The 14,408-nt window shown below is 39.7% G+C and carries 14 protein-coding genes; 2 read left to right on the top strand and 12 right to left on the bottom strand.

The features are described 5' to 3' along the window. Positions 1–12 precede the first annotated feature (12 nt). The 3 genes from ACULLG_RS14575 to ACULLG_RS14565 form a co-directional block, all read right to left on the bottom strand. Positions 13–723: a membrane or secreted protein gene (locus tag ACULLG_RS14575; protein ID WP_452127533.1), complete on the bottom strand. Its 711-nt coding sequence runs from the start codon at positions 721–723 to the stop codon at positions 13–15. Positions 724–802: 79 nt separating this feature from the next. Continuing rightward, positions 803–1,285 (bottom strand): N-acetyltransferase family protein, encoded by a 483-nt coding sequence (locus ACULLG_RS14570; RefSeq protein WP_452127532.1) that lies wholly within the window; start codon positions 1,283–1,285, stop codon positions 803–805. Between the two features lie 174 nt (positions 1,286–1,459). Continuing rightward, entirely contained in the window at positions 1,460–1,960 is a 501-nt protein-coding gene (locus ACULLG_RS14565; RefSeq protein ID WP_452127531.1) for a hypothetical protein, read from the bottom strand. Between the two features lie 179 nt (positions 1,961–2,139). On the opposite strand from ACULLG_RS14565, the gene ACULLG_RS14560 reads away from it, so the two are divergent. After that, a complete protein-coding gene (locus ACULLG_RS14560) occupies positions 2,140–2,409 on the top strand; it encodes a hypothetical protein (RefSeq protein ID WP_452127530.1) in 270 nt (89 codons plus the stop codon). A gap of 28 nt (positions 2,410–2,437) precedes the next feature. On the opposite strand, the gene ACULLG_RS14555 is transcribed toward ACULLG_RS14560, so the two are convergent. The 7 genes from ACULLG_RS14555 to ACULLG_RS14525 all read right to left on the bottom strand — a co-directional run bounded on the left by ACULLG_RS14555 (position 2,438) and on the right by ACULLG_RS14525 (position 11,079). Then, positions 2,438–3,976, bottom strand: coding sequence for a hypothetical protein (locus ACULLG_RS14555; RefSeq protein ID WP_452127529.1), 1,539 nt, complete (start codon positions 3,974–3,976; stop codon positions 2,438–2,440). 290 nt (positions 3,977–4,266) lie between these two features. Next, entirely contained in the window at positions 4,267–4,962 is a 696-nt protein-coding gene (locus ACULLG_RS14550; RefSeq protein WP_452127528.1) for a DUF4386 domain-containing protein, read from the bottom strand. Positions 4,963–5,011: 49 nt separating this feature from the next. After that, complete coding sequence (locus tag ACULLG_RS14545) at positions 5,012–6,280, bottom strand: adenylosuccinate synthase (RefSeq protein ID WP_452127527.1); 1,269 nt, start codon at positions 6,278–6,280, stop codon at positions 5,012–5,014. A gap of 12 nt (positions 6,281–6,292) precedes the next feature. Beyond that, positions 6,293–6,748, bottom strand: a complete 456-nt coding sequence (locus ACULLG_RS14540) for a Fur family transcriptional regulator (RefSeq protein ID WP_452127526.1) — start codon at positions 6,746–6,748, stop codon at positions 6,293–6,295. Between the two features lie 42 nt (positions 6,749–6,790). Continuing rightward, the gene (locus ACULLG_RS14535; protein WP_452127525.1) at positions 6,791–8,995 is read right to left on the bottom strand and encodes a RelA/SpoT family protein; all 2,205 of its coding nucleotides are present in this window, start codon (positions 8,993–8,995) and stop codon (positions 6,791–6,793) included. 44 nt (positions 8,996–9,039) lie between these two features. After that, positions 9,040–10,272, bottom strand: a complete 1,233-nt coding sequence (locus ACULLG_RS14530) for a M48 family metallopeptidase (RefSeq protein ID WP_452127524.1) — start codon at positions 10,270–10,272, stop codon at positions 9,040–9,042. 3 nt (positions 10,273–10,275) lie between these two features. Next, entirely contained in the window at positions 10,276–11,079 is an 804-nt protein-coding gene (locus tag ACULLG_RS14525; protein WP_452127523.1) for a TrmH family RNA methyltransferase, read from the bottom strand. A 68-nt stretch (positions 11,080–11,147) separates the two neighbouring features. Here ACULLG_RS14525 and ACULLG_RS14520 point away from each other — a divergent pair, with 68 nt between their 5' ends. Next, positions 11,148–11,954 (top strand): DUF6503 family protein, encoded by an 807-nt coding sequence (locus tag ACULLG_RS14520; RefSeq protein WP_452127522.1) that lies wholly within the window; start codon positions 11,148–11,150, stop codon positions 11,952–11,954. Between the two features lie 23 nt (positions 11,955–11,977). On the opposite strand, the gene ACULLG_RS14515 is transcribed toward ACULLG_RS14520, so the two are convergent. Together ACULLG_RS14515 and ACULLG_RS14510 are read right to left on the bottom strand one after the other, a co-directional pair. Then, entirely contained in the window at positions 11,978–13,048 is a 1,071-nt protein-coding gene (locus ACULLG_RS14515; protein WP_452127521.1) for a DUF3810 domain-containing protein, read from the bottom strand. Between the two features lie 251 nt (positions 13,049–13,299). After that, positions 13,300–14,406, bottom strand: a complete 1,107-nt coding sequence (locus ACULLG_RS14510; RefSeq protein ID WP_452127520.1) for a peptidylprolyl isomerase — start codon at positions 14,404–14,406, stop codon at positions 13,300–13,302. Between the last annotated feature and the right edge of the window lie 2 nt (positions 14,407–14,408).

The raw sequence follows: 14,408 nt of genomic DNA, 5'->3' as shown, positions 1-14,408 counted from the left end.
TTGATTGTAGAATTATTCCCTGATGCTCCAAACTTCATTTATGGGATTCCCTTTGCTCGACAAACCGGAGTGGTGCCAATGACCATCGACGAGTTCATAATTGAATTTTAGACTCATGCCAGCTCTGGAATCGTCCCTTGAGAAGAATTCGATGTTTTCGGTATATTCACCATCTACAGTAGTGTAAGTGCCCCCGCCAGTTCCCATAAATTGTTTGGTTTCGGTATTATAGGCAATCCATTGAAATCGCGTTCCCGACAGAATTTTCATGGTTTTTCGCGGTCTATTGGTGTTGATGGTCTGCATGCCACCCTCTCGCACCCGGCCAGATATCAGCCAAGCTCCGCTTAATTCTCCGGGCATTCCATTGTCCAAGCGGGTCAATTTAAGGTCAGAACCAGCAATCTGAATGGTATCTTCACTAATAATGACTCTAAAACTTACTTCGGAGCCAACACGTTCGGGATTGTCGGTGTCAAATTCAACCTTTTCTGTCATCATATCCCCTTCCAATTTCCAGGTACCGCCATTGGAGTGCACAAACTTTCCGGTTGTAGCATCATAAATGCTAATGGTCTGGTAACCATCCGCAAAAATGACGATGTTCTTAAGTTTGTCTCCATTTTCAGTGGTGGAATATCCCTCCCAAGCTCCGATAATATCCTGCGCTTGCATTCCAAAGGAGAGAAAAGTGCAAATAAGTAATGCTAATATTTTTTTCATGATCTGAATATTTTTTAGTGTGGCACAATCCAGTTAATTAGAGCCATTGTTGGAGGTAGTTTTCCATTTATTACCATTATTACAATTTTTTATACATAATGTAAGTGTCGACCAAGCCCAATTCGGAATGTCTAAATCCATTTGGTGTTGTTCCGATTATTTCGAATCCGTATTTTTTCCATAATTCTACAGCTCCTTTATTTGTGCTCACCACAATATTAAATTGAATACCTTCAAATCCTCTTTCTTTTGCTATTTGTAAAGAGTGTTCACATAGTTTTTTTCCAATTCCTTTCCCTTGGACATTTGGATTCACCATATAACTGCAATTGGCAATGTGATTTCCCAAATCAATTTGATTGGGCTTTATTATATAAGTTCCCAATATTTGCTCACGCTCTTCAATGACATAAGTTTCCATATATTCTGCAAACCAATGTTTTTTCAAGTCCTTTTTTGGGGTATTTGGATTAAAGAGATAGGTGTCTCCGGTTTTAATGACTTTTGAAAAGATATCCCAAACTTTGTCAAAATCAGTTTCTTTGGCTTTTCTAATATTCAATTTCAGTTTTTTAACGTCTCGGCTATGATGTCGTTGTGGAATCATCCGCAGGATTATTCCGCTTAGAAATCAGCCGTTGATTAATACTTTTATTTGGGTGTGGCACAAAACCATAATGACCAAAGTGCAGAGAAGCGGTTTTAGCAATTATAGCCATTGTCACCATAGTTTTTATTAAAACCTCAAACCTTTTGATATTATGAAAACCATTCCAGATATAAAGGTCACAAATTGTAGGTACATAACACAATATCCAGTAATTTGATAGATACTTTGCATTTTCATTAGTGTTTTAGCTTCTTTAGATAATAATCTTTTATTGCCCTTATCTTCTTCTTCGCCTAATCTTTTAAAAGTAGAAATGGTTAACTCATCGTATATTTTTCTTATATGATCAAAAAAGAATGCTAAAATTCCAAATACAATACAACAAAGAAAACTTATCCAAACATCATTCAGATTCAAATCAATTGATTCATCCACTTTCATTTTAACTGATAAAACTATTATGGCCGATGCGATAGTTATTATTAGTCTATTGAGTTGAGTAAGGTTTTCAGAATTTTTTTCCCTTAAATTTTTACTTGTTTTTCTCCTAGTTTTTATCAAAGGGATTAGTAAAACAATTAACCCTAAAATTGATATGAAGGCAATAATTCCAATTATATATTTCATTTGGTTTAAGTTGTTCAGTTAGTACATTACAACTGGTTCTGTCCCCCAATTTACCCATTTTACACGATTAACCTTAGGTTACATAAAGATAAATCCCACCATTTTGTTTTAAACTGTATATTTGGATTGTCAGCACATTTCGAAGACCTCGCAATGCGTAACCTTCAAACCATTAACTTATGTCTAATCAAAGTAGTCATAAGCGATGTCCGTGTTGCAATGCTGACCTTGCTTCGAATGATGCCCGTCACGTATCAAATCTTAGCCCCGCCCAGTTAAAATTGTTGCAATATGTAGATGCCCTCGATGGCCCTGATCGGGTAAAGGCCCTAAAATGGGTGCACGACATTGCACTTTACGAATCAAGAGAACCTTTGTATGAGGAAGAAAAAGAGGCTTTATACCAAGTAAAGGTACTCTGGGAGTTGATTGAGGATACTTTGGAGTAATGAAAAAGGCCGCGAATGCGGCCTTTCTTTAGTTGTTTAATGGAAAGATCATCGCAGTAACATCTCCTGTCTCATTTGCAACAGGGCGGTAAATCTCTACCCCTTCAGGATAATCAATGGTATTCCCATATTGTACTAGTGACAAACTCATTTTCCCAGATGTATCTTTCTGATTTAGACTGAGTCCTTGGGCGGTAATAAAATCCACAATTTCAATGGGAATTTCAAGGCTCTCAAAGGGATTACTGATCGTACTGCTATAAGCACTTCGGTAATGTCTGAAAAAATCTGTTTCGTTGGCACCCTGCACCCGCAAGGAAACCTCGGAAAGGTCATATGCTCCCTGTATGGTTATATCGCTACCAGATTGCTGTATTGAAGTTTCCGGAATGTCCACATTGGATAGATCCCGACGTTCAAATCTTACTTGCCGGCCATCGTCCAGATTGAGATTCAATATTTTTTCTGAAATTTCATATTCACCGATTTCTGGATAATTGAAGGAAAAACCAGCTGAACTTGTTTCGTCACCATAGCTGTATAACCATCTTAAATAGTCTTCCAAGTAGGCTTTCTCACTATCGTACCCAAACAAATTGAAGGAATAACTTTCCACCGAATTGGGCAATACAACACTTTTTACGTCTTCCTGGCTTAGACTGCTCAATGCATCAAAATCAATGGTTCTATCTGTAAAATCCTCTGTATATAGATAACGATAATCGGTTAAAAGATTGGCATTGTCACGAGTATGGTGAAACAGGAAAATGTCCGGAGTATCGTCTTTAATATAATTTATGGCGAACACCGGATTATTGGAACCCTCATAAGTGTAGAAAAACCCAAATGTGAAAAATGAAAAGGAAGGTGAATTTATGACGGAAAGATTGAAAGCCTCAGTTTTATTAGTAGGATTTCGTTCTAGACCAAGAGCAGATACAACCTCCGAGGGTGACAACCTGATGGTACCTGGAGCAATATTGGCATAGGAGTTTGCCGTGTAAAAGTTAAAGTCCTTTCTTATGCCATATTCGGTAATGACCAAATCTTGCTTTTCAAAATCATCAGAGGCATAAAACTTTGTATTCTCTGAGGCACTTAATTTTTTATAGGCTATGAGTTCACCTGTTTCCAAAAGATTTATGGCAACATACAAATCAACATTATCGGGAGATTCCACGGAAAAATGCTCGTATAGCAGTTTTTGTATGTTCACATTATAGGTTTTTTCAAAAACATTGTTGTCTGGGTCAACTGACCTAAACGTTATTGAATTTGCACCGTTGGGATGGTCAAAAGGGTCCAATTCAAAAGTAAATTGTTTGTTGGTTGAGCTAAAGACTTCCTCGCCATTTATTAAAATAGTGGTGGTCACGTTCCCCGAATTGTCGATTGCTGAAATATTTAATGTGGTGGACAACTGAATAGATTCTTCGATTCCTGATACTGAAACCGATGGTGGAATGGTGTCAATTTGTTCTTTAATCGGTGGATCGCTTTCTGAGGATGAGCAACTGGCACAAAATAGGGCCAGAAAAAATAGAGGTTTGATTATTTGTTTGGTCATATCGGTTTTCTTCCTTGGTTGATTAAACCATGGGTTTTAATTCATTATAAGTGTAAATAAATCATTCTTGATCTAGGTCCGAACGGTTTTACGTATTCAGACCTCCAATGTAGTTATTTCTCTAGGTATAACCTGCTAGAAAATGTTATGAAAACCTTCTTTTTAGGGAAATGGGATGTTTTACTCGTTAAATTACGTTCCCTCTTCAAATCTTAGCTAGGATTAAAACCAAAATATGGCAGATTCAATTTTAATTCTGAGTTTATCAAACATCAAGAATTTGCCATAACCTATACAACTACAGATTCCTTGATATTTCGCCCCTTGACCAATAGCCAAACCATAAATACCAGCTCACCAAAGAAGGTAAAGAACAAAAAGTCCAAATTAGTGGTCGGGCTCACAAAGGCACCCAGGGTGTGGACCACGTAGCCCAATCCGGCAATCAGCAAAAGTGCTCCGAAGATTTTGGGAACATAGTGTGCCTTCAGGACCAAAAATCCAAGTAAAATCAGGTACACCCCAAAAATGACCAATCCAAAGGACCATTCCAGTCGAAAGGAGTCTATGTGGAATTCGATTGATTCAGCTAATGGTATGCTCGTTGAATCATTGGTTTGTACAAGAGCCAGAATCTTGACCAAATTGGCCAAAGCAACAAGATACATGGCCGTATAGATCAATCGAAACCAGCCAACAAGCAACGAAAAGTAACGCTTTACCGGTTTTAGGAAAAGGTATAAGGCCCAAGCCACCACAATATCACAAAGCAGGGTAATGGTGTGCAGAAAAATGCTGGTAGTGAACAATAATTTCTCATTGCTGATATTTTCCGCAGTAATGGCGGCATCGTCACTTATCAGTTTTGGGAAAATGTAAAACTCGGCAAAAGGCACGGTAAGTGTCATGAGCAATAAGCCCAAACCGGCAATCAAAGCAGCTTTACCTATGGTAAATGTTTGGTCGGTAGTTGTTGGTGTATCCATGTGATCAGTTTTTGTTAAGACTGATCTCATCGGATTTTGTTACGGCAACCTAGCGATTTATGGTCTGTACCCTGTCCGGTCCTACGGAAACAATCTTGATTGGAACGTTCAATTGCTCCTCTAAATATGCGATATAATCGTTAAGTGCGGACGGCAATTCCTCGGCCTTGGTCATTTTGGTCAGATCCTTGGCCCATCCCTTTAACTCTGTGTATACTGGAGTGATATTCTCACTTTCGATGTTGTAGGGTAGGTGCTGAATTTCTTCACCTTTGTATTTGTATGCAGTACAAACCTTGATGTTTTTGAAGCCGCTCAACACATCGGCTTTCATCATCATCAGTTCGGTAACCCCGTTGATTTGAACCGCATATTTAAGCGCGACTAAATCGAGCCATCCGCAACGTCTGGCCCTTCCGGTTGTAGCACCGAATTCATTTCCTACGCGACCCATGGTCTCACCATCATTATCGAAAAGTTCAGTAGGGAAGGGACCGCTGCCCACACGGGTGGTGTAGGCCTTGAAAATTCCCAATACGCGTCCAATTTTATTTGGTGCTACGCCCAAACCAGTGCAAGCACCTGCCGCGGTGGTGTTGGATGAGGTCACGAAAGGATAGGTTCCAAAATCAATGTCCAATAAAGAACCTTGGGCACCTTCGGCCAGTATTTTTTTGCCCTCGGCCTGGGCCTTGAACATATATTCTTCGCTGTCGATAAAGGTCAGTTCTTTTAGCTTTTCAACGGCTTCATAAAACACTTCCTCCAATTCGGCCAGATCGTATTGGATGTCCACATTATAAAACCCGATCATGGCCTCATGTTTGTTCGCCAAGTTTCGGTACTTTGTTTTCCAATTGTCAAACTCTAAATCCCCAACGCGCATACCGTTTCTGCCCGTTTTATCCATATAGGTAGGTCCAATACCCTTAAGGGTAGATCCAATTTTTGCCTTTCCTTTTGCAGTTTCCGAGGCCGCGTCCAGCAAACGATGGGTAGGCAAAATAAGGTGTGCTTTTCTGGAAATCAACAATTTGGAAACAATGTCGATGTTAAATTTATCCAGATTGTCCAGCTCTTTTTTAAAGATGACTGGATCTATGACCACCCCATTGCCGACAATATTCAACGCATTTTTATGGAAAATACCTGAAGGAATGGTGTGGAGCACATGTTTTATACCATCAAATTCCAAAGTGTGCCCTGCGTTGGGGCCTCCTTGAAATCGGGCGATGATATCATAATCCTTGGTTAGTACATCAACAATCTTTCCTTTTCCCTCGTCTCCCCACTGGAGTCCAAGCAATAAATCTACCATGAAATGTGTTGGTTATTCGGTTAGGTTTTCTTCTTTGTTTTTTGTTCCGTAGAAATAGAGTGAGTGGTTATGAATCTTAATGTTAAAAACCTCCTCTATGGTTTTTTTGATGGATTGGATACGGGGGTCACAAAATTCCTTTACTTCACCGGTATCAGTAAGAATGACATGATCATGCTGTCGGTCAAAGTATGATTTTTCATATTGCGCCTGATTTTTACCGAATTGGTGCTTTCTTACCAGTTTGCAATCCAATAAAAGTTCGATGGTGTTGTACAGTGTAGCACGACTGACCCGATAGTTTTTGGTCTTCATTTTAATATAGAGCGACTCTACGTCAAAATGATCGTCACTGTTGTAAATTTCTTGTAAAATGGCGTAGCGCTCCGGTGTTTTTCGATGTCCTTTTTCTTCTAAAAAGGATGTGAACACATTTTTTACAATTTCTTGATTTTTGTTGTTTCCCATAGCCTTCTCACCAATGCTAAAGGACAAAGGTACAGCTAAAAATTAAATTCTGGTCACTTTGTCAATACCCTCAACCTGCTTTAGATTGTTCATTAATTTTTTGAGGATATTGTTGTTTTTGACCACCAATTTTATTTTTCCCTTAAAAGTTCCTCCGTCTGCACTAAAATTTAGATTTCGCATGTTTACGTGCATGTTGTCAGAGATGATATTCGTGATATCATTCACCAGGCCCAAATTGTCAATACCTGTCAATTCAATATCAGCAGCAAACTCTTCTTGCGTGGAGTCAATCCATTTGGCAGACATGATGCGGTATGCATAGTTGGATTGAAGCGATATGGAATTGGGGCAGTTTTTTTTGTGCACTTTAATGCCGTCGTTTACACTTACAAAGCCAAATACATCGTCACCAGGTATGGGATTGCAACATTGAGACAACTTGTAGGTGAGTTTTTCTTCCTCTTTCCCAAACACCAGCATGTCATACTTGGTGGTGATTTCTTCTTTGTCAACATCCTTTGGAGCAGGGTTTCTTCGGATTTTGTTTTTGAAGAAATTAAGAAAGGCGTTATGGTATGATGAGGCAAATTCTTTGATACGCTCATTGTCAATAACCCCGATTCCGACTCTATAAAAGAGGTCCAGACTGGTTTTTAACTTGAAAAAGGTGACCAATTTGTTTACGGTATCCTCGTTCAGTGTAATTTTTTGCGATTTCAGCTTTCTTCGCAGTACTTCTTTTCCGTCTGTTGCAATGCTCTTTTTCTCTTCACTTAAAGAGGATTTGATTTTAGACCGCGCTCTGGCTGTTTGGGCATAATCTAACCAACTTTGATTGGGTTTTGCACTTTCTGAAGTGATTATTTCGACTTGGTCGCCACTGTTCAGCTCGGAGCCAAGTGGTACAAGTTTTCCATTTACCCGAGCACCACGGGTTTTCATACCAACCTCAGTGTGGATGTGGAAGGCAAAATCAAGTGGAGTTGATCCTTTGGGCATCGATTTTAAATCTCCTTTTGGCGTAAACACAAAGATTTCTTTGGAATAGAGGTTCAGTTTGAATTCTTCCACAAAATCCACAGCGTTTCCGTTCGAAGTTTCCAAGGCCTCCTGTAACCGATTTAACCAATCTTCAATACCCTGTTCTTTCTGTTCCCCGTGCTTATATTTAAAGTGGGCGGCATAGCCTTTCTCCGCAATTTCGTGCATACGCTCGCTCCGTATCTGCACTTCGACCCATTTTCCCTTTGGCCCCATAACCGTAATATGCAGGGCTTCATAACCTGTGGATTTAGGGGATGTGATCCAATCCCGCAATCGAATGGGGTTAGGGGTAAAGTGATCTGTAACTATGGAATAAATCTTCCAGGCTAAGAACTTTTCATTCTTTTTGTCCGATTTATAAGTGATCCGAATGGCAAATTTGTCATATACCTCATCAAAAGCCACATTTTGGGCCTTCATTTTCCTTCGGATGGAAAAAATGGACTTCATCCGTCCTTTGATATCGTAATTGAGCTTTTCTTTATCGAGAGAGTTTCGAATAACATTGGAAAAATCTTCGATATAGGCCAATTGCTCTTCTTCGGTATCTTCAATTTTCGCTTGGATATCCTGGTATACCTCCGGTTCGGTATATTTTAAACTCAGATCCTCAAGATGGGTCTTAATGTTATAGAGACCAATTCTATGGGCTAAAGGAGCATAGATATACAGCGTTTCCGAAGCTATCTTCACCTGCTTGTGCTCTGGCATGGAGTCCATGGTGAGCATATTGTGGTAGCGATCAGCAATTTTGATGATGATCACACGTACATCATCGTGCAAGGTCAGCAGCATTTTCCGGAAATTCTCTGCTTGCTGACTTATATCCTTGTCTTTTTTAAGGTGGGCTATTTTGGTGAGTCCGTCTACAATTCGGGCCACGGTCTCACCGAACATGCGCTCAATATCATCCAAGGTGTAAGGTGTATCCTCAACAACATCATGGAGCAGGGCAGAGGCAATGGAAACGGCATCCAAACCAATTTTTGAGGCAACGATTTTGGCGACCGCAATAGGATGAAAAATATAGGCTTCGCCTGACTTTCTACGTTGATCTTTATGTGCATCAACGGCCACATCAAAGGCAGAGCGTATCAATTTCTTGTCCTCTTTGGTCAAGGTTTGATAGCTGATGCGAAGCAATTCTTTATATTGCTTGGCAATCTCCTTATTCTCTTTTTCGATAGCAGCCTCCGTCATAGTATATTAAAGTTACCATAATCTTTGAAGGTAAACAACAAAAACTATGCCTTTAAGTTCCGAATCCGTTCAATTAATGGGGGGTGGGAATAATGCACAAAAACGTACGCAGGATGCGGTGTCAGATTACTCAAACTGTTTTTTGACAACTTTTTCAAGGAGGTTATCAATGGGTCGGCAGAAAAGGTGCTTTTGGCATAATCATCAGCCTGAAATTCGAATTTCCGTGACAAATAATTCATAGCAAGACTTGTGATTTCCGAAATGGGACTATAAAGAAGGACAAAGCCAATAAGTCCGGCATGAAAACTTGGAGTGGAAACTCCAATGGCCAAGGAAATTTCAGGAGTGTTTATGAATAGCGAAAGAATATATAGTGTGAATCCCATCAACCCCAATGAAACTGCTAAGTTGAAAATAATATGCTTCCGTTTATAATGCCCCACTTCGTGGGCCAAAACTGCCACAATTTCATCTTCATCCAGATCGTTGATCAAGGTATCGAACAAGGTTATCCTTTTTTCCTTTCCAAATCCTGAAAAATAGGCATTGGCTTTGGTGGACCTTTTAGAGCCATCTATCACAAAAATGTTCTTGAGCTCAAATCCAACCTTTTTGGCATAGGCCTCAATGGCACTTTTTAAATTTCCATCGGTCAACGGAGTCTGTTTGTTGAAAAGAGGAACTATCAATCGACTATAAAACAGATTCATAAACAGTATAAAAACTGCCGCCAATAGCCACGCATATACCCAAAACTTAGGCCCTGTCCATTGATAGAACAGAATGAACAATGAAAGTATTCCCCCTCCAAATAGGGCCGCGAGAAACATTCCCTTTAATTTGTCCAAAAAGAACACTTTTTTGGTTGCTTTATTAAATCCGTACCGCTCCTCAATAACAAAGGTTTGGTAGTACGAGAAGGGCAATCCTAAAATGCCACTTCCCAATAGGATGATTCCAAAGAAAATCAATGCCATGGGAATAGTCTGGTCAACCCAAGAACGTGTAAGGCCATCCACCCATTCAAAACCTCCAAAGAACAGAAAGCCTAGGGTCAGAACAAGCGAAAAGCCATCTGAGAACATCCCGAAACGATAATTGGTTAGTTTGTATTCCTGTGATTTTTGATATTCATTGGCATCAAAAACATCGCTCAGCTCCGCTGGCACCACGGACCTAAAACGCCTGGCATTGAGATATTCCAAAATTTGTTGAATCAGGTATTGGATCACCAAAATTGCAATGATCACATAGAACAGCGTAGTTTTTTCCATAGCTCAAAATCCGCGTTGCCGCTTTGCCTCAAATATAAGTATTGCTGCTGACACGGAAACGTTCATGGAATCAATTTGGCCTTGCATGGGAATGATAATGTTTTGATGCGAGTTTTGCAGCCAATTCTCAGATAGACCTGTTGCTTCAGTGCCTACAACTATGGCAGATCCTGAACTAAAATCGCATTCTACGTAATTTTTGGATGCGGTAAGGGCTGCGCAAAATATTTTAATGTCTTTTTCTCTGAGAAATGAAATGATTTCTGCCGTTGTTCCCGTTCCAATGGTATTGGTAAAAACACAGCCTACACTTGATCTTATAATATTGGGATTATAAAGATCTGTTCTTGGGTTGGCAATTAAAACAGCATCCACGGCTGCGGCATCGGCTGTACGTAGAAGCGCACCAATATTACCAGGCTTTTCGGGCGCTTCTGCTACCAGAATCAATGGGTTTTTAGTTTTAAGTTGAAGGTTTTCCAAAGTAAGGTCCTTTGCCTTGGCAATGCACAAAATTCCTTCTGTACTTTCACGATAGGCTACTTTTTCGTAGACCGATGTTGATATTTGTATGAATTGGATATTTGGATTTTCGGAAATTGGATTTTTGGAAAAATGGTTTACGATTTCAGGGCAATATAAAACAGTGTCAATACTATACCCACCTTTTAAGGCCAGTTCAATTTCGCGTTGGCCTTCCACCACAAAAAGACCTGTCTTTTTTCTTTCCCGGGATTTCTCCTTAAGTAGCACTAGGTTTTTAATCAGTGGATTTTGGGTGCTGCTGATGCGTTTGGCTTCCTTCACACATCAAAAATACATATTCTTGTAATCTTGAAATGGCTTTTACGACAAAGCGGCAAACAACTACCAAAATGAGAAATTTAAGTATTATCCTTCTTGCATTTGTTGCGTTTGCTTGCAAGAACAGCCCCCAGAAGGAGTTTGGGACTGCGGAAAGCGAATCACAAGAAATGAATGCTGTAGCAAGCTATCCAGAAGCTTTAGAAATTGTATTTAACGCTCATGGCAGTTTAAAAAACTGGAAAAACCAACGAACATTGACGTATGAGATTCCTAAACCCGATCAGAAAGAATTGCATACGATAGACCTTTGGACCAGAAAGGACCGTGTTGACACCGAAAAATTTTCAATGGGATCAAATGGTGAAAAGGTCTGGTTGTTGGATGCTGGTGAAAACTATAAGGGTGATGCTGTTTTTTATCATAACCTCATGTTCTATTTCTATGCCATGCCGTTTGTTTTGTCCGATGATGGTATAAACTATAGTGAAACTGAAGCCTTGGTATATGCAGGGAAAAGCTATCCTGGAATTCGTATTTCATATGATTCAGGTGTAGGAACTTCACCCAAGGATGAATATTTTATTCATGTTGACCCTGACACCCAAAAAATGGCATGGTTGGGGTATACTGTGACTTACAGAACAGGAGAAGTTTCAGACAATGTAAAATGGATTCGATATGACGATTGGCAAGAAATTGAGGGAGTGACCCTTCCCAAATCCATAACATGGTACAATTATGAAGGAACCAAAATACTTGATGCCAGAAGTACCGTGAATTTTGAGAACGTTACCTTAAGTAAAACTGCCAAGCCTGATGGTTATTACGCTAAGCCTGATCAGGCCATTTTTGTTGAAGCCAAGAACAACAATTAAAAACGAAATCTTGCAAGATTAACTCAAAACCCTTTTCGGTCGTGGTAACTTATCAGTAAGCCCACGACCGAATTGTAACTTTGAATACCTTCTTCTTGATTGTTTGCTTTTAAAAAAGTATTGAAAATAGATTTGAAAACCGGTTCCAAAGGGTTTTCATATTGAGCCCAAAACTCTTGTAGTTCTTTAAAGTTCTTTTTGACTCCTGGATTGAGAATACCCCATAAAACCTTGAATGCTTTTTCGTCTTTTTGGGACAAATCAGATAAGCAATAGCTCAGCGCGTGACTGTAGGCCGCATATTTGAAATAGGGATCCTCATTTTGCGAAGTAACCAAAAAACCTATGAGATTAGTGGCATCTTCGGCAGAATAACCCAATTGATGTCCTATTTCATGACCACTTACCACAGGAAGCCGGAATAAGGGTGCGACTCCATTGACTTGAGCTTCATTGGAAAATGGGTTCAAATAGCCGCCATAGCCCATATAAGTCAAAGGGAGGCTAAAAAGGGAGGCTTTTATGCTCGAGGGGGTATATTCAAAATCGGGATAGGTTTTTTTGAACTTGGCATAACCTTCTTTAGTTTTTTCAAAAATTTTCTTTCTGGAATAGGGGATTTTCACGGGTTCAATGGAATCGCCGGTGATTTGTTGTTGATATTGGTTTGATTTGTGAATTAGATATTGGGTGAAATCCAACAGCTCCACTTTACCGTATTCCCTTTGTATCCCAAACTTTTGTTCTATGGGCAATCGATAGTAATTCATCCCCCAAAGTAGATGGAAGGCGAAGTAGGCAATGGATAAGACCACTAAAATATCCTTCCCGAAAAGTAGCGGTTTACTTCTTATTGATTTCCAGTTCTTGTAAATGTATTTACCTACCAGCCAAAAGAGCAACAGATAAAAAATATCTCCAACAGAAAAAGGTATCCAGCCCAGAAGGGTTCTAAAAAACTGGGAAATTGCTGGATAAATTCCGTTGCTATAATATTTTTCTATAAATAGCGGATAGCTGCCAATCCATTTTACAAGAATCACCTGTACTGGCAAAGCCAATGCGATAATAGTTTTGACCTTTTGTCCCTTCAAACCCAAATGTATGGAATTACTGAGTTCTAATCTAATTCTTAATTCCTAGAATGCCAATACGACTTCATATCTTAACAAAGCTTTATATATAAAAAGGCTGCCCAAAAAGTCATGTGAATACAAAATTGTCAGTCTGAGCTTGTCGAAGACTCTTTGAAAGTATAAAAAGTAATAAACTTCGACGGGCTCAGTTTGACAACAAAGGAATTCTTTTTTGGACAGCCTCTTATGATGCTTATGTTAGCATGATGTTACTCTTGGATTCCAGTGATTTCCAAATCAAAGATAAGGTCTGAATTTGGAGGGATGGGGCCACCGCCTTGAGGGCCATAGCCTAAATGTGAAGGAATGAATAAACGTACCTTGTCCCCAACCTTCATGGTCTGAAGTCCTTCCCTGAAGCCTGGTATTAATCTGGCTTCCGGGCTATAATCCATCGGGAAGGGCTGGTAACCGCCTTGGTCTCTTCTTCCTGGATTCAATTTATTGAATTTGGCTGCTACTTCTTCAACGTTACTGTCGAACAAGTTTCCATCAGGTAACCATCCAGCATAATAGACCATAACTTTTTGCCCAATCTTTGGTTGTTCTCCCTCACCTTTTTTCAAAGAATAAATACGAAGCCCTGATGCGGTTTCCTCGGCTTCTTCTTTTTGCTTGACTAGCTCAGCTATAAAATCGGCTTTCATTTTATTAAAGGCCGCAACTGCTTCTTCTTCCTCCTTGAAGTAATCTTGCATGATCTGGACGGCATCAAATTTTTTGGCCTCTTTTCCATTTCGTACAATTTCAACCTTGTTCATGACCACATCAACCTCAGGTTTGTCACCAGGCAGGGTTTTTACATTGGCGATAGTGTCAACAACTTCAATTCCTGTTACCACTTCACCAAATACAGTATGCTTACCATTTAACCAAGGTGTCTCTTTATGTGTGATGAAAAATTGACTTCCATTGGTTTTAGGGCCGGAATTGGCCATTGACAAAATTCCTTTTTTGGAATGGGATAGCGAATCGTGGAATTCATCCTTGAATTTATAACCTGGATTCCCTCTTCCAGTACCCAGAGGGTCACCTCCTTGAATCATAAAATCTTTAATGATTCTGTGGAAGACAATGCCATCATAGAACTTCTTTCCTTTAAGACTGTCCGCAACAAACGGATTGCTGCCCTCGGCAAGGGATACAAAATTGGCGACGGTGACCGGGGTTTTTTCGTGTTCCAATTTTATGATGATATCTCCCTGGGAAGTCTGGATATCTGCGAAAATTCCATCACCTAAATCAGCATATTTGCTGGACTTGCATCCTAATAGGACGATTGAAAATAGAGTGATTAAAACAAGTGATTGTTTCATGA

The organism is Flagellimonas sp. 2504JD1-5, assembly GCF_053618295.1.
This window is presented reverse-complemented; position numbering and strand designations above follow the sequence as displayed.